The sequence below is a fragment of the Glutamicibacter nicotianae genome, assembly GCF_006539525.1.
Taxonomy (GTDB): Bacteria; Actinomycetota; Actinomycetes; order Actinomycetales; family Micrococcaceae; genus Glutamicibacter; species Glutamicibacter nicotianae.
In genome coordinates, this window is sequence record NZ_BJNE01000026.1 from 15,801 (window position 1) to 31,478 (window position 15,678).

Consider the following 15,678-nt stretch of genomic DNA (forward strand, 5'->3'; position numbering starts at 1 on the left):
AAATCAGGAGTTATACCCATGCCGAAGAATACCTACACCGATCAGTTCAAGGCCGACGCCGTGAACCTGTACGAATCCCACCCGGATCTGGGATACACCAAGGCCGCCGAGGACCTGGGCATCGCGCGCGGCACGCTGAAGACCTGGGTACGACAGGATCGCCTCAAACGAGGAGTTGCCACTCGGCAGTCCACCGGCAACGCCGGAACACCCGCGGCGGACGTGAGCACCGAGCAACGCCTGGCCCAGGCACAAGCGGAGAACCAGGCATTGCGGGAGCGGAATAAGGCCCTGGAGTCGGCCAACAGCGTGCTGGCCGAGGAGCGAGACATCCTGCGCAAGGCCACGAAGTATTTCACGGCCTAGACGAACTGGTGATTCGCTTCCAGTTCGTTGAGGACCATCGAGACACCCACGCGGTGAAGCGGATGTGCACGGTGCTGGGACTGAATCGTTCCAGTTATTACAAATGGCGTGCAACGCGCCAGGGCAGGGCGGCAAGGGATGCGGCAGACCAGGCGCTGCTTGATCATATTCTCCGTCATTACAACGAATGGGATCGGACGCTGGGGTACCGGCGGATGGTTGTCGAGCTGGCTTGCGACCCGCGAGTGCTGGAGGATCCCTTGGTTGGCGGGCCGGTGAATCACAAGAGGCTGGCCCGGTTGATGCGGCAGAACAACCTGGTCGGTGTGCACCTGCGCAAGCCCAAGTCCACGACGGTGAAGGATCCTGGCGCGCAGGTGTTCAAGGATCTGGTCAACCGTGATTTCACCGCGGATGAAGTCGGCTCGCTCTACGTCGCTGATATCACGTACCTTCCGTACGGGAATTGAGGGGAAGTTCTTGTATTTGGCGACGGTGCTGGACGTGTGTTCGCGCCGTGTGGTGGGCTGGTCGATCACCGATCACATGCGCACCGATGTAGTCGTGGAAGCACTGGAATCGGCTGCCATGGCCCGGGGCTCGCTGGACGGCGCCCGGATGCACACGGATCACGGGGTGCAGTACACCTCGTCCCAGTTCCAGGCAGTGTGCCGGCGGCTGGGCGTGGTGCAGTCGATGGGCCGCATCGGCTCAAGCGCGGACAACGCGATGGTCGAGTCGTTCAATGCCACGCTGAAGCGCGAGACGCTGCAAGGTGCCAAGCGGTGGCAGTCCGAGGCGTCGTGCCGGGCCGAGGTGTTCCGGTGGATTGTTCGGTATAACAACTGGCGGAAGCACTCTGCGTTGGGCTACAAGTCACCGGTTGATTTTGAGGGTGATTATCAAGTTATGATGGAGTTCGCTGCTTAGCGTTTTGTTCCCGGTGTCCACTTCCCGGGGGCCACTGAATCGCTCCGGGTTTAATAGAGGCAAGGAAATTGGAAAAGGAACACTTCTGTCTTGCCGATCAAATACACTGACGAACTGAAGACCCGAGCTATCGACCTGGTGCTCCACGCCCAGTCGAATCCAGAGACCTCCAATGGCGCCATCACGCGAGTGGCCAAGGAGCTTGGCCTGAGCAGCGAAACACTGCGTACCTGGGTCCGCAGGCATAAGACGACCGGTGCTGCTCTGCCCGAGCAGTCGATTGATTTGGAAGCTGAGAACAAGCGGCTGCGCGCCGAACTGGCCGAAACCAAGCGTGCCAACGAGATCTTGAGGAAGGCAGCGACTTTCTTCGCGGCGGAGCCAGGCCGCCCTTCAAAGTGATTGTTGATTTCATCGATCAGCATAAGGACGAGCTCGGGGTCGAGCCGATCATCCGCGCGTTGCAAGGAACCCGCGCGCAGATCGCCGTGAGCTCGTACTACGCCTTCAAAAAGCGGCCGCCGTCGGCGCGCAGCCGGCGCGACGAGAAGCTGCTGCCCAAACTCCTTGACGTATACGAGGAGAACTACTCCTGCTACGGGCTACGAAAAATGTGGCACGCAATAAACAATGAGCATGCCGAAGCGTTCGGGCCGATTGCCCGGTGCACCGTGGAGCGGCTCATGAAGATCACCGGGATCGATGGGGTGCGGCGCAAGCGGAAGAAGCCGAAGACCCGCTCTGCGGATCCTGAATCCTGCCCCTTGGATCTGGTGGACCGCCAGTTCAATGCTGCGGCCCCCAATAGGCTTTGGGTGGCTGATATAACGTATGTTCCCACCCAGGCCGGGTGGGTCTATGCGATGTTCATTCTTGATGTGTTCAGCCGTGAAATCGTGGGCTGGCGGGTGACGAACCATATGCGCGAATCCTTGGCCCGGGACGCGTTGATGATGGCTCTGGCCAGGAAATACAGGGATGGCGAGGACGTGACTGGCCTTGTCCATCACAGCGACAGGGGCGTGAAATTCCGGTCCATTAGGTATGGACAGGTTCTGGCCGAATCGAAGGTCGTCGGCTCGGTGGGTTCCAAGGGTGACAGCTACGATAACGCCATGGCCGAGGCGCTGAACTCTGTTTACAAGGCGGAGTTGATTGATCGGCGGGAGTGCTCCGGACAGGTCGAGGTCATGGCCGAGACCTCCCGGTGGGTTGGCTGGTACAACTCCCAGCGGCTGCACTCGGCGCTCGGCTTTAGGCCGCCGGCGGATGTTCATCAACAGTGGATCGGAGGGCCTGGCACGGCTGCGGAAGCCGCGTAGGAAAAACAAGAAAAGGAGCCTCTACAAAACCCGGGGCTTGACACTACGTTTTTTAGTCTGAAAATGGGTTGTGCCCCGGAACCGTGCGGTTCCGGGGCAAAACCCAAACGTAACTTCAGCTTAGGGGACTCCACGCCAGCGTCGATTCAAACCTCCTGACCCTCACAGCCGGGATCTGGCACAACTGGAAAACCCACGAACAGCAAAACGCTCCCTGACCTACTACGACCACTGAAACCAATGGGACTTAATCATCTAGGGATGGTATCCATCCCAAGTCGGTGGTGGTCCCATTCCCTGTCCGACCGATCGCACCGAAACTCCTACCGGATTGGTCCGGAACGGGACCCTAGGACGCAGCGGGGACTCACGTAAGCTGCAGGTTCCGAATTACACATCGGCTTACGGAACCTGCCGCCGATGTAAACGGGCCGAAAGGGACAAATGTGCGGTATGCGCAGGCTTCGGAGATGGTGGGCGAGACGGGCCCGCCTTTGCTCCCGGCCTAGTCTGCCACGGCGTTGGTGAATGTCTTGGACTCCGTTGCGGATGAGCGCAGAACGGCTTCGACCGCGCGGTCCGATGTTTCCAGCGCTCCTTCAATGTAGCCGGGAAACGCAAGAGACACATCGGAGCCCACGAAATGGATCCTGCCCGCGGGCTCGCCTAGTTCCTTATGCACCCGGCTAAACTGCCCAATTCGAGGCGAAACCCAAGGCCCTTCAAAGAGCGGGTCCGCGAGCCAATCGTGATAATCAACGCCTACCACCTCAACCTCCGGAAGGTAATGGTGAACAGCAGCTTTGATGGCCTGGGAATCAGTTGGATCGAACGAGCCCGAATCAGTGAAGGCTACCAGCAGTCTTTCGTTATCTGTCACCGCGCAGTAGTCATAGAGAGTGGGGAAGACGCCGTCACCGACGCATTCAACTCCCGCCGCGGCGCCACGGACGTGAATAATCATCTTCAGAGCTTTCCCGCCATGACCTGCCTCGATCACCGACCTCCGTTTTTCAGGAAGCTCCGGAGTGAACGAAATTCTTCGCCAGGTATTCATTGGCGAAGCCACGATCACGAAGCGCGATTCAAAGTCCTCACCACCTTGAACCGTTACCCTAACAAGGTCGTCTGACTGATCGATTCCGGTAACGACTGCGCCGAGGCGGACCTCGGGGATGTCTCGTCTCATCGCCTCCACAAGACCGCTGGAACCATTTTCAAAGACCTCATCGAGAGATAAGACAACGCCCAGGAGGCTGTAGTGATGCGCGGCGACGAATTGCAGCGCCCAAAGTGCCGATGCATCGGGAGCTGGCTGGCCAAGCATGTTCCAACCCCAAGAAAGGAGGAACTGCCTGGATACCGGTCCTAATCCCAGGTCATCGACATATTCACTGAAGGGAATATCCAAGTCGCCCAGGGCTTGATTCTCCAACCCCTTGGACACGTCGATTCTGTGCGCATCCCGGAGCATGACGTAAATGGCGTGCTCCAGGGCGACTGCCTCTGAAGCAGGTACAGGAAAGGCGCGGTCTAATGCGGTCGGCCCGAGTTGGTGCCTGAACGAAGTGAATTCTGAGGCGCTCTGGGTAGTAATCCCATAGTGATCGAGTTCAGCGGCCAGCCGGGGGTGGTGCTCACGATGGAGGTAGGCACCGCCCATCTCCACCTGCAGACCAGGGGCCGTCTTGGACTCCCGGGAGTATGCCCTGCCGCCAAGGCGTTCGCTACCTTCGAGCAACAACACGTGCTGACCGGCGCGGGCCAGATCGCGAGCAGCTTTGAGCCCGCTGAATCCGCCTCCGACTACAATTGTTTCGTATGTCAAAGTCGTTCCTCTTTTCGAGTTAATTTTGGTTGTGCCGGATATCTACGGTCTACTCCGGCTTCTACGGGCTTTTATGCTGTTTCCATTGAGCCGCTCTCGCGCGGTTCGACCCCAGCCCGTTCCCAGAGTTTGGACCAGGGCTCAGGACCTTCCAAATCCACCAGCCCCTGCATGGCGCGCATCATCTTCTCCGGGGTGGCGGGGAGCTCGTATAGAACCGATCCGAAGGGTGCAAGGGCATCGTTTACTGCGTTGAGCACTGCAGCTGGCGCCGCGATAAGACCGGACTCACCCATACCCTTCACTCCGGAGGCAGAGATCTTTGACGGTGTCTCGAGATGCCGAATCTCGAAAGGCGGCGAGACATCCATGGTCGGTGTCTGATAGTCGAGGAAAGAAGTAGTGGATAGGTTTCCGTCCTTGTCGTAGACCAACTGCTCGAAAAGTCCAAGTCCTATCCCTTGGACAACTCCCCCACGAATCTGTCCCTCCACAATGGTGGGATTGATCATGACGCCACAATCCTCTACCGAGAAGACCTGTTCAACGTTGACGAAACCCGTAGCCGGGTCTAGTTCCACGATCATGGCATGGCCGCCATTTGAGAACATCGGCCGGGAAGTGTCCCATGCCTTCGTGAACTCCATTTCTGGTTCAAAGCCGACCGGCCAAAGGGATTCATCCCAATAAATGGCCATTGCCACGTCTGCAATGCTCACTTGTGATTCCGGAGCTCCAGCCACCGAGGCCATGCCGTTTTCCAGGACAATGTCATCCTCAGAAGACTCAAGCATGTTGGCCGCCACAGCTACCAACTTCTCCCTGATGGCGTAGGCGGCACGATTCACGCATCCGCTGGCGATGACGCCCGCTCGGCTGCCAACTGTTCCGCTGCCGTAGGCCCCCTTGGTAGACGTCCCTGCATCCACAACAATTGATTCGAAGGAAACCCCCAAGACATCAGCAGCCACTTGTGCGAGAGTTGTTTCGTGTCCCTGGCCTTGTGAGTTCAGGCCAGAAGTGACAGTTACCGATCCGCTGGAATCCATCTTCACCGTCGCAGTGTCATGGTAAATTTCGTGCATCCCATGCGCTTTCAGCATTCCCGTGCTCTCGCCACTACTTTCGACAAACACGCTGATTCCCAGACCCAGGTATTTCCCTGCCTTCCGGGCTTCAGCCTGTCTTTTGAGGAACGCGGGATAGTCAACCATCTCCTCCAACACGTTGATTGTCTCGAGCCAGGAGCCTTCGTCGAAAACAATGCCCTGGGGATTCGTCCAAGGAAACTCCGGGACGACGTTGAGTCTACGAATATCGAATGGAGACATATTGAGTTTTCGTCCAAGATCATCCATTAGGCATTCGCGTGCCAACGTGCCTGCCATGTAACCCACGCCACGGTACGCTCCCATGGGACATTTGTTGGTCACGGCTGCCTCGTACACATACTCCGTTGCCGGGATGTCATACACACCGGTAGGCGTCACCGCGGCAGTACACCAACTCTCCACGGCCATCGTTTGCGGGGGCATATGATAAGCTCCCCCGTCGACGAGCGCATGAGTTCGAACACCGGTGATGCGCCCGTCGGCATTCGCCGCATACTCAATGGTGACGAACTGTTCATGGGCGTGGGATCCCGCCAATAGATTTTCCCGCCGATCCTCCACCCACTTGATCGGTGACCGAAGATGCTTGGATGCCAGCGGCATCAACATTTCTTCCGGGAACACGTGTGCCTTCTGCCCGAAGCCGCCTCCGGTATCAGGGGAGATGACCTCACATCTTGATTCATCAAAACCGAGATAGAGATTGAGACACAATTTCACGTAATGGGGCATTTGCGCAGATACCCAGAGTTTGAGCCGATCCTGTGCCCAGTCGTAGTCTGCAAGACAGCCCCTTGTTTCCATCGGTGCCGCCGCCACGCGCCCTGGGTGGTAAAGCGCGGAAACGACATGTGCGGCATTGTTGAAAGCCTCGTCTACGTCGCCGAAGCTCGCATGTCCGCGAATGCCTACGTTGTCAGGACGTTCACCGTTCGCGACGGGACCTCCCTGAATGGAAGCGCGTGGATCAAGAACTGCTTCAAGGTCCTCCAGGTCAAGCCCGATAAGGTCACATGCATCCTCTGCCACGGCCCGTGAATCTGCGACAACCAGCACCACCGGCTCCCCGACGTAGCGGACAACGTCTTTTGCCAAAAGCGGCATGGTCATAGGCAGGCACCCGTCTGCACTGAATTGTGCTTCCATGCCGGCGCATTGCGACTCGATGTCAGCGGATGTCCAGATCAGGTGAACACCGGGCAGTGCCGAGGCAACTGACGTGTCGATCTTGAGAATCCGACCGTGGGCAGCGGGGCTGCGGACAAAACAGGCATGAAGTTGACCCTCGACATCAATGTCATTGAGGTATCGTCCGCGGCCCGTAAGTAGCTTCGCATCCTCGCTACGGGGGACGCGTTTACCAATCATGTTTCTTGTAATGGGTGGCGAATTGAAATGTGGGTTATCCATTAGCGTTTCCAATCTGTTCTGAAGCATCCAGAACTGCAGCAACGATCGTCTGATATCCGGTACACCGACAGAAATTTCCGGAAAGAGCTTCCACAACTTCATCTCTTGTCGGACTCGGGTTCGATTCGAGCAGTTCTGTAGCGGACATGAGGAAACCTGCAGTGCAAAACCCGCACTGTAGCGCATGGTGCTTCTTGAAAGCTTCCTGCAAGGGGCTGAGTGAACTGCCCTCTGACAGGTCCTCGACGGTCCGTATACTTCGGCCATCACCTTGCGCGGCGAGTGTAAGGCACGAACGCACTGCGGCTCCGTCCATGAGGATCGTACAAGCCCCGCAAACGCCCTGTTCGCAGCCCAACTTCGTACCAGTGAGCTTTTGGTCGTTTCTCAGGTGATCGGCCAGGGTGTCGCGGGCATTGACTACTACAGCACGGCGACGACCGTTGATCTCAACGTCGATCTCGATGCGGTCCGAGGACGAGGTGGATGTCATATTCGTTCTCCTGCTTCAACGATGGTACGGCGCAGCAATTCCTGGACCAGGCCACGCCGAAACTCGGCCGAGCCGTGCATGTCCGAAATATATGAAAGCTCGCTGGCCCCAGCTTCTGCGGCCTGTTTTGCCAACTCCGGCGATACTTCGGATCCATTGAGTACATCTTCTGCGGCGGTCACTCGCTGTATCTTCCCCACCGAGCCTCCGACCGTGATTCTGGCCCCCGATGTGCCTGTGTCCTCTGTCGGGAGGACCACAGCAATGTTAGCGAGTCCATAATCACCTGCCCGCCGGGCAAACTCCCCATACCCCCATGCGCGGGGCCTGAACGGGATCCAAACATCCGTGATGATCTCATCGGCGGCAAGGCTGGTCATGTACGGTCCGACGAACAGGTCATCAGCCTCGATGGTGCGTTTCCCCCTGACGCTTTGAACCTCCACCAAGCCATCGAGCGCAAGCAATACGAGCGGCCATTCGCCGGCTGCATCACCGTGGGCCAACGACCCACCCAACGTGCCACGATTGCGGATCTGGCGGTGCGCTATGTACTTGCCCGCTGCGGACATCAACGGCAGGTTCTTGGAAATAACAGGGGAACTCAGGATCGACGTGTGAGTGGCCATCGGGCCCAAACGCATGTAGTTTCCAGATTCTTCGATCGCGTCAAGACCCGGGATTTTTGCAAGATCTATGAGAACTGACGGCTGGGCCAGCCGCATGGCCATGACAGGTAAGAGGCTTTGGCCTCCGGCGATAATCTTGGAATCCTCGTCGGTTGACAACAAGTCACATGCCTCTTCCATTGAAGACGGTGAAGCGTAATTAATTGCAGGTAGTTTCATTCTCTACTCCCTCGAATGACATACATCATCTCTTGAGTACGTTGGTATTTTGCATGACATCCAGGAACAAACTAGCCGGATAATTTGTTTTTATGTGCATAACTGATGCCAAGTGCCGTCTTACTTTGAGGATCCGACGTGATGTGGAAAGGGTTCCATGAGTTTCCGCTTGAGTGTGGTGGCTTGGAACAACACTGATCCTCTTTCGAATGGCCCATCCGAAGGGAATGCCAACGAGTGCGGACACCAGTAAGTAAGCTCCTATTCTAGATGGACTCGGCGACGCCTGACATTCAAGGGCTCCTGCGGTCTGAGACGCATATGGATTTAAGAGCAAGTTGCGAAGGTCTTGCATAATCCTTGCCGAAAGCGATTTGGCACCAAAGCAAATGGCGCGGATCTACCGGCAGGCAGGCACGGGCGTCAGACCTCAAAAACTCACCATGTCAATGGGGTGCCGACAGTCATTCAAGTTGTTCTCGCCCTCCCAGCATTAACCGTCTGCGGACGGAGGCAACACGTCATTGGTGTCGTCGGCATAGAGGACTGTCGTATGGTCCCGTACCGCTAGCTCGTTGAGGAGGGAACTGCTCCGGACAGAACTTGGGAGAGCGGCGGGGTTCCGGGCAGCAGTTCAGGCCACCGAAGCCACCCAATGCCCCGCAAGCCGCAGAAACTAGCCCTTCAATTGGCCACTAAATCAGCAGCCTCCTAGAACCACCGGGTACCTACTTACTTGCCCTTTCGACGCCCCGAAAGCTGGAACACTACGAGCACGAGCAAAATTACCGCAGGGTCAATCCAGGTCACCGAATGGAGTGGAGCCGGAGCGGGATCGAGAAGGGCACTCACATACAGCCAAGCCATGCCAATGAAACCGGTAGCGGAGATGATGACCATACCCATGAACCGCCGGTTACCCCGAAACAGTTTGACAGCTCCGGCGGTGACTAGAAGACACGGGAGAACCCAAGAAAAGACTACGAGTGTCGCGTTGAGGTTATAGGCGGTGAAAGCATCTGGGCTAATCTGAAGTTACGTTTGGGTTTTGCCCCGGAACCGCATGGTTCCGGGGCAAAACCCAAACGTAACTTCAGTCTAACGGCGAATCTCTTGTCTTGCCTATGGAATGCGGGCCGCTTCGCGCCGCTCTTTCCAGGGAAAAATCGATTCTTGGACAGAGGAATTCAGCATAGAAGGCCAAGCGCCAGCCGTGTGGGATTTTGGCGGTTGTCAGAAACCCGCATGCTTATTACAGCCCCACGGCCGGGCAAGGGATCTTGCCCGGCCGTGAAACTTTGTGACTCGTGGCTTTATTCGTGGTGGTTCCGGCATTCGAAGGCATCGACAGTAGCCTCCACGATTTGCTGGTACCCAGTGCAGCGACAGGTGTTGCCGGAAATGGCTTCCCGTGCCGATGATTCGTCCATGCTGACGTCCGGGTCATCGTAGAGCGGCTTTAGTGTCATGAGGAAGCCCGAGGTGCAGAATCCGCACTGGAGGGAGTGGCACTTGGAAAAAGAGCTCTGAAGGGGGTGCAGTTGCCCGTTTTCTTGCAGGCTCTCCACCGTTTCTACCCTGGATTCGTGGGCCTGGACTGCGAGTGTGGTGCAAGAACGAATTGGTTGACCGTCCATGAGCACGGTGCATGACCCGCATACGCCGTGTTCACAACCTAGCCGTGTTCCCCGCAGATGCAAGTTATCTCGTAGGAAATCAGCTAGAAGTTGACGTGGCTCCACATCAGCCTCATGGCTAGTGCCGTTTACTTCGAGCTTGAGATGAAAGGCGTTCATCGGGCGTCCATGCTTTCCCTAGTTTTTTGTGCTCGGTGTTGTGCCAGCAGCAAGGTTCTCTCGACCATGGTTCGAATGACCTCCCTGCGGTAGACTCCGCTGCCGTGCTGCGTCGGGACAGGTTCCAGTCCCTGCACCGCGGCAGAGGCAGCCGCGGTAATGTCCCGGCTTCTTAGCGAACTGCCGATGAGCATATCTTCGGCCTCTTGACAACGTATGGCCGTTGATCCGCCGCCGAGGACTGTGATTCTGGTGTCAATGCAGTGACCGCCATCGTCTAGCGTGACGATTGACGTGGCTCCACCAATCGCATAGTCGCCGTGCCGACGCGCAAATTCATCGAATGCCGCCCCTGTGCCGGCAGGAAGCGCTGGTACTTCCACTTCCACGATGATTTCATCGGGAAGAATGCTTGATACGAAATGCGAAACCAGCAGGTCCTTGATCGGGATCTTTCGTTCACCGCGGATGGACCGTACCTTGACGCAAGCGCCGAGCGCTAGGAGGACGACGGGCAATTCTGCAGCCGCATCGGCATGCGCTAGTGAGCCGCCGATGGTTCCCCGGTTTCTGATCTGCGGATGGGCGATCCATCCTGCCGCTTCTGACAGTACGGGAATGTGCCGCCCGATGGTTTTGGAAGCTTGGAGTTTAGCATGGCGGGTGAGGGCACCGATCGTCACGTGCCCGGCCGACTTTTTTATATTGGCCAATCCAGGCACCCGATTGATATCAACCAGGAGAGCTGGGCGAGCCATTCGGAAATTGAGCAGCGGAACGAGGCTCTGCCCGCCGGCGATGATCTTTGCGTCATCGCCGCCGTCGGCCAACAGGCGCAGCGCGTGCTCCACCGAGTTGGCAACAACGTAATCAAAGGGAGGTGGCTTCACAAACTGTACCTCCGGTCGCGCTTAATGTTCATGTCACAACCATGCCTCGTCCGCTTCGCGCTGTGCTCTTCGTCATCCGACAAATCTGTGTCCCGGCCTGCGCAGAACCGACAATCGGGGACGCTTGGAACCGGGTGTCCATGTTTCAGGGCACGCCAATAGCGCCAGTCGACTGGAGCAGGTTCCGAAGTCGCAGGGCCACGAGAAGCTCCACATGGCGTGTCGAGACCTGGACGCCAAGCCGTTCTTCAACGGACCTGAGGCGGTACCCGACGGTGCGTTCATGGACCCCAAGCACCGTAGCCGCCGCCACTGCATTGCATCCAGAAGCAAAATAGGCTTGCAGTGTGTCACATAGAATGTCTTTGCGAGGGTCACTGAGCAACGGACCCAACTGTTGTCTAACGACATCCCGTACCGTTTGGAGATCTGTGGCAAACACTGATTCCAGAGCCACGTCCGCATATGAAGTGAGCTTCGCGCCGGTGAGTCTGCCCACTTTGTATGCCCTCCACGCGCGCTGATGGCTGCGCCTGAAGCCTTCGAATCCTTCGTCCAACGATCCGAAGGCCAAATGCGAACCTTCCGGAAAGGCCTCCTCGGTGAATTGCCCAACCAGGCTCGGCTTGGTTTGAACCGCCAGCCACCCCAGGAAGGCCTCATCGGTGCTTTCCAATACCAACTGTCCAGTGGCACCCAACATCGCGCCCGCGAGTTCGATGGTTGTCTCGGGTTCGTCGCCCCAGGCCACAACGGAGAGATGTTTGCTTTTAAAGTTATAGGCAGCTTCAGGAGGCGTTGTGCGCCTCCCTGCGATAAAGTCGCGCAATTCGATTCTAAGGCGATGCCCTTCGGATTTATAAAAGAACCGGTGTTGCTCTGAACGGTAGGCATCCACGACTTCAGCCACCACAACGTCGTGCCAATGGTTCTGAAGTCGAGAGACACTTTTTTGGGCTAACAGTTGCTGTGATGAATCGGGAATAATCGTAGTCGTGAGATTAAGAAGCACATCCCACATGACTGACTGCAACACCCTGTAAGTATGGATGAGCTCGTGCAAATCGAGGCCGGCTTGCGCCGCCGCTTTTGCTTCGACAGTTGCCTCGACGAGGAAATCGTTGCCAGGTTCCGCTGCTCCCGCCAAGCCTTGGCTCATGGACCGCAGTGCCGCAGTTAATCTCTCCGATCTGCGTTGCGCGAGTGCGGGATCTAAACCGACACCTGCTTGAACGTCATTATGGAGGCGACGCGAGATCGAGTCGGATAATTGGGGGATATCGGAGGCAATTGCTTCCGATATCGCATAGAGATATTGTGTCTGAATCATGTTCCTAGTCCATAGGCTTTGTAGCGTACGACCCACGCTGGCTCCATTGTGTATTCTCAGTGTATGACTATCGAGGAAGATCTAGGTGAACTTTCGGCGGCCGTGAAGGCACGGATTCCGGAAATCTACGACTGCATTAGATCCAGGCTCCAGTATGAGTACACCGACTACTCCTCGGCTGAACGCAACCCCTCGTTAAAAGCGGCAGAAGCGGAAACAGTCGCGGCGTCGCTTCGGGATGTCCTGGAGTACATCGGCCAGGTGAGACCCGAAGCCACCAGGGCATCTAACGAGACATTACGTGAAGTGCAGCTGGCCGCTCGCGCCGGAGTGGACCTACATCACGTGCTGAAGGCGTCACGGGCAGCTCAATCCACACTATGGGAATTTCTGCTCGAGGAAGCCCATCGAATCATTGCCGATCCGGCGCAGAGGTCCAAGGTCTTGAGGCACGCCAGCGCGAGCCATTTCGCATGGAACGATGAGGTATCGGCGTCCATCATCCAGACCTATCAAATGGAAAGCAACGCGTTTTCGAGGCAGAGTCGGAATCGACGAAAACTGTCGACGTTGCGTGCCCTCCTTGCCGGGCTCCCCATAGATTCAACGGTGTTCTCCTACAACCTTTCCGGCCGCCATCTGGCTGTGGTCGTGACAGGAGAAGGAATTGAAGAAGTCGCCCGCGCTCTGGGCAGCGTGGCTCGAATTCCTCCCCTGGTTATTAATGCCGAAGATGAGACCGGCTATATGTGGGTCGAATGGTCAAGTAGGCTGCCTTCACCACTTGAAGCCGTTTCGGCGATTTCCTTGCCGAAAGGCGCACGTGTTTCATTCGGAACCCTTAGCGAGGGGCTAGATGGATTCGTCACCAGCCACCGACGTGCGCTGGAAACCGATGCAGTCGCCCAAAGGCTTGCCCGGCGCGTTACGTGGTACGAAGAAGTAATAGTTGAGACTCTCGCCATGAGGGACCTGGCCGCTGTTGGGTCATTTATTTCCGATGAACTGGGAGATCTCGGCCTAACCCAAAGCCCGCCAGGCACATTGATCGAGACACTCGAAGCCTATTTCGCCTCCGGATACAATGCGGCCTCCGCCGCAGTGCGTTTAGGCGTTCACAGCAGAACCATCGCGTACCGCCTCAAACTAATCGAGGGAAAGATCGGGACGCATGGTCTGCTTCGAGACGAACTCCCAGTGGCGATCAGGCTTTCCAGAATGGTCGAGGCCATGAATCTGGAACTCGGGACCCCCGAGGACTCCCCAGGTCTTCCCCTCCCTGCAACCTAGACTGAAGTGTCGTTAGTCAGACCGCCAGGAGCTTCCAGTTGTCGGATTCTAGCGTTGTGGTTTCAAAGGTATGACACGATTTGTGAGGAAGATGTGAAGTGTTCGCGGAACCTGTTGGGTTCTGTTTCCTGGCCTTGGTATTCAGTACCTGGCAGTACGGACCGACAGGGCCCGGGCAGATTCCAACTGGTGCCCAAAAGTTGGAATAGCTAAACACTAAGCCAGTCTCAGGCTGCAAGGCATAGTGCCGATATTCCATCGGTGCCATGCCTTTCAGTCGTTCCTGACGTCGTTTCTTGTTGTACCAGCCGATATGCGCTCTAGCCCGGCGGTTTCATGACGAACGCCTGTCATTAACAAGAAAAGGTGACCACGACTTGGGAAAATAGGGGTGTCTAAGCTCCAATTTAACCACATACAAGGGTCACCTTTTCGATGAACCAGTCTACCCTGACTTACCCCGCCCCACGCACCGAACTCACCGGCCAGCAGCTGATCTCCCACGCCGGCTTGAGCATCCTGGGCGGCTTGCTGAACGCTCTGGATTTCCGGGCTCTGTGCGAAGACCGCTTCTCGCAATTCGTCCCGACCACCGCGACCCACCGGCCAGGAAAAATTCTCGCAGACCTGACCCTTATGCTCGCCGCCGGCGGGGAACAAGCCTGCGACGTCGACCTGCTACGCACCAACCCCGGCTTGTTCGGGCCAGTGGCTTCTGAGGCAACGGTGTCTCGGTTCATGCACCGAATCAAGGACATGCCCGATGCCTTCACCCACGGCTACCAAACCATGAGCCGGACCCTGCGTACGAAGCTCTGGGCTGCCGCAGGCCCAAGGAATCCAGCCAAGCGTGCCAGCAAACGCACCCCGCTAATCCTCGATATCGACGCCACCCTCATCCAGGCACACTCAGACAAGCAAGGAGCAACCGGCACCTATAAGGGTGGGTACGGCTTCGCGCCCCTGATCGTCACCGCGGACTACGGCACCGGGAATGGGACCGGGGAAACCCTCGAGATCCTCCTACGCCCGGGCAACAAAGGAGCAAACTCGGCGAAGGACCATATCGAAGCCCTGTCCCAAGCCTTGGCAGTGCTCCCGGATGACTTCTACGATACGGACGGTGTCCTGGTCGGTGAGAAGTTGCTGGTGCGCACCGATTCCGCCGGTGCCTCCCGTGAATTCCTCAACCACCTTGACTCGTTGGGCATCCAGTTCTCCACTTCCTATTCGTTACCGGTGGTCAAGGAACGACAGATCCAGTGGATCAGCGAAAAGAAGTACTGGGAACCAGCCATTGACCAACACGGCAAGCCGTTGCGGGATGTGTGGGTCGTGGACGCCACCGCAGTCATGAAACTGAAGGACTACCCGCCGGGAACGAGGATTTACGTACGGCAGAACCCCTGCATTCCGGGGCAAAGGCCTCCTTGTTCGACGCGGACGGGAATAGGATCACCGCGTTCTTGACGAACAGCCCTTATTACGTGATTCCTGAACTGGATCGGCGGCACCGGGCCCGCGGACGATGCGAAAACAGGATCAAATCCTTGAAGCACGCCGGGTTGGGCAAGCTGCCGTACTGGTCTTTCGCGGTGAATCAGGCGTGGTCATTGATCGCTGCGTTCGCCGCGAATCTGCTGGTGTGGATGCAGCTGGTCCTGTTGCCGGCTGAACATGAGGCTGGGGTGTGGGATGTGAAGCGGTGGCGGTACCGCCTGTTCAGTATGGCCGGGAAACTGACCAGCAGCGGGAGGCGAACACGATTACTGATTCCGGCCCATGCCCCGGAATTCAGGCTCTTCAGCCTGATGAGCCAGACATGCAACCAGTTGCGTCACCGGTGGAGGCAAGGTCATCTGAGGGCCTGAACCGTGAGACACGTATTTTGATCACGAACTATTGAATGAACAATATTTCGAGGATGTGGACCTCGACGCCCGAAGGCTGGCGCTCCCGAGCCGAGTCAAGCGTGCCCTGAACGCAGAATGACCGCTGAGCCCCGGATTTTCGGGAACTCGGCGGTCATTGCGTTGAACGATGAAACCGTTGGGCTAGCCCGT

Annotated in this window: 11 protein-coding genes and 2 pseudogenes; 5 read left to right on the top strand and 8 right to left on the bottom strand. The window is 57.2% G+C overall.

Features of this window, described 5'->3' with window-relative positions:
- The first annotated feature begins 18 nt into the window (after window positions 1-18).
- From ANI01nite_RS16060 to ANI01nite_RS16070, 3 genes and pseudogenes are all read left to right on the top strand, one after another.
- Window positions 19-1,296 (top strand): annotated as a pseudogene (locus ANI01nite_RS16060) (IS3 family transposase).
- Window positions 1,297-1,386: 90 nt separating this feature from the next.
- The gene (locus ANI01nite_RS16065; protein WP_141359221.1) at window positions 1,387-1,698 is read left to right on the top strand and encodes a transposase; all 312 of its coding nucleotides are present in this window, start codon (window positions 1,387-1,389) and stop codon (window positions 1,696-1,698) included.
- Window positions 1,695-2,618: an IS3 family transposase gene (locus ANI01nite_RS16070; RefSeq protein ID WP_141359223.1), complete on the top strand. Its 924-nt coding sequence runs from the start codon at window positions 1,695-1,697 to the stop codon at window positions 2,616-2,618. The genes ANI01nite_RS16065 and ANI01nite_RS16070 overlap by 4 nt, the downstream gene beginning before the upstream one ends.
- Window positions 2,619-3,123: 505 nt before the next feature.
- Here ANI01nite_RS16070 and ANI01nite_RS16075 read toward each other — a convergent pair.
- The 7 genes from ANI01nite_RS16075 to ANI01nite_RS16110 all read right to left on the bottom strand — a co-directional run bounded on the left by ANI01nite_RS16075 (window position 3,124) and on the right by ANI01nite_RS16110 (window position 12,325).
- Window positions 3,124-4,446: a (S)-6-hydroxynicotine oxidase gene (locus ANI01nite_RS16075; protein WP_141359225.1), complete on the bottom strand. Its 1,323-nt coding sequence runs from the start codon at window positions 4,444-4,446 to the stop codon at window positions 3,124-3,126.
- A 71-nt stretch (window positions 4,447-4,517) separates the two neighbouring features.
- Window positions 4,518-6,968: a 2,6-dihydroxypyridine 3-hydroxylase subunit NdhC gene (gene ndhC / locus ANI01nite_RS16080; protein ID WP_141359227.1), complete on the bottom strand. Its 2,451-nt coding sequence runs from the start codon at window positions 6,966-6,968 to the stop codon at window positions 4,518-4,520.
- Window positions 6,961-7,461 (bottom strand): 2,6-dihydroxypyridine 3-hydroxylase subunit NdhB, encoded by a 501-nt coding sequence (gene ndhB / locus ANI01nite_RS16085; RefSeq protein ID WP_141359229.1) that lies wholly within the window; start codon window positions 7,459-7,461, stop codon window positions 6,961-6,963. The genes ndhC and ndhB overlap by 8 nt, the downstream gene beginning before the upstream one ends.
- A complete protein-coding gene (gene ndhA, locus ANI01nite_RS16090) occupies window positions 7,458-8,309 on the bottom strand; it encodes a 2,6-dihydroxypyridine 3-hydroxylase subunit NdhA (RefSeq protein ID WP_141359231.1) in 852 nt (283 codons plus the stop codon). The genes ndhB and ndhA overlap by 4 nt, the downstream gene beginning before the upstream one ends.
- A 1,313-nt stretch (window positions 8,310-9,622) precedes the next feature.
- On the bottom strand, window positions 9,623-10,105 hold the full coding sequence (gene kdhB / locus ANI01nite_RS16100; protein WP_141359233.1) for a 6-hydroxypseudooxynicotine dehydrogenase complex subunit beta: 483 nt from the start codon (window positions 10,103-10,105) through the stop codon (window positions 9,623-9,625).
- On the bottom strand, window positions 10,102-10,995 hold the full coding sequence (gene kdhA, locus ANI01nite_RS16105; RefSeq protein WP_141359235.1) for a 6-hydroxypseudooxynicotine dehydrogenase complex subunit alpha: 894 nt from the start codon (window positions 10,993-10,995) through the stop codon (window positions 10,102-10,104). Before kdhA ends, kdhB begins: the two co-directional genes overlap by 4 nt.
- 145 nt (window positions 10,996-11,140) lie before the next feature.
- Window positions 11,141-12,325, bottom strand: a complete 1,185-nt coding sequence (locus ANI01nite_RS16110) for a PucR family transcriptional regulator (RefSeq protein ID WP_141359237.1) — start codon at window positions 12,323-12,325, stop codon at window positions 11,141-11,143.
- Between the two features lie 63 nt (window positions 12,326-12,388).
- Here ANI01nite_RS16110 and ANI01nite_RS16115 point away from each other — a divergent pair, with 63 nt between their 5' ends.
- Window positions 12,389-13,615, top strand: coding sequence for a PucR family transcriptional regulator (locus ANI01nite_RS16115; protein WP_141359239.1), 1,227 nt, complete (start codon window positions 12,389-12,391; stop codon window positions 13,613-13,615).
- 16 nt (window positions 13,616-13,631) lie between these two features.
- On the opposite strand, the gene ANI01nite_RS17235 is transcribed toward ANI01nite_RS16115, so the two are convergent.
- Window positions 13,632-13,928 carry an IS3 family transposase gene (locus ANI01nite_RS17235; RefSeq protein ID WP_141359245.1) on the bottom strand — a complete coding sequence of 99 codons (297 nt, stop codon included), beginning with the start codon at window positions 13,926-13,928 and terminating at the stop codon, window positions 13,632-13,634.
- A 122-nt stretch (window positions 13,929-14,050) separates the two neighbouring features.
- Between ANI01nite_RS17235 and ANI01nite_RS16125 the strand changes: the two are divergent.
- A pseudogene (locus ANI01nite_RS16125) lies at window positions 14,051-15,486 on the top strand (IS1380 family transposase).
- Window positions 15,487-15,678: the final 192 nt, after the last annotated feature.

Coding starts and splice junctions, on each gene's coding strand:
- ndhC (WP_141359227.1), bottom strand. CDS start 6,968: ATGGATAACCCACATTTCAATTCGCCACCCATTACAAGAAACATGATT.
- ndhB (WP_141359229.1), bottom strand. CDS start 7,461: ATGACATCCACCTCGTCCTCGGACCGCATCGAGATCGACGTTGAGATC.
- ndhA (WP_141359231.1), bottom strand. CDS start 8,309: ATGAAACTACCTGCAATTAATTACGCTTCACCGTCTTCAATGGAAGAG.
- kdhB (WP_141359233.1), bottom strand. CDS start 10,105: ATGAACGCCTTTCATCTCAAGCTCGAAGTAAACGGCACTAGCCATGAG.
- ANI01nite_RS16110 (WP_141359237.1), bottom strand. CDS start 12,325: ATGATTCAGACACAATATCTCTATGCGATATCGGAAGCAATTGCCTCC.
- ANI01nite_RS16115 (WP_141359239.1), top strand. CDS start 12,389: ATGACTATCGAGGAAGATCTAGGTGAACTTTCGGCGGCCGTGAAGGCA.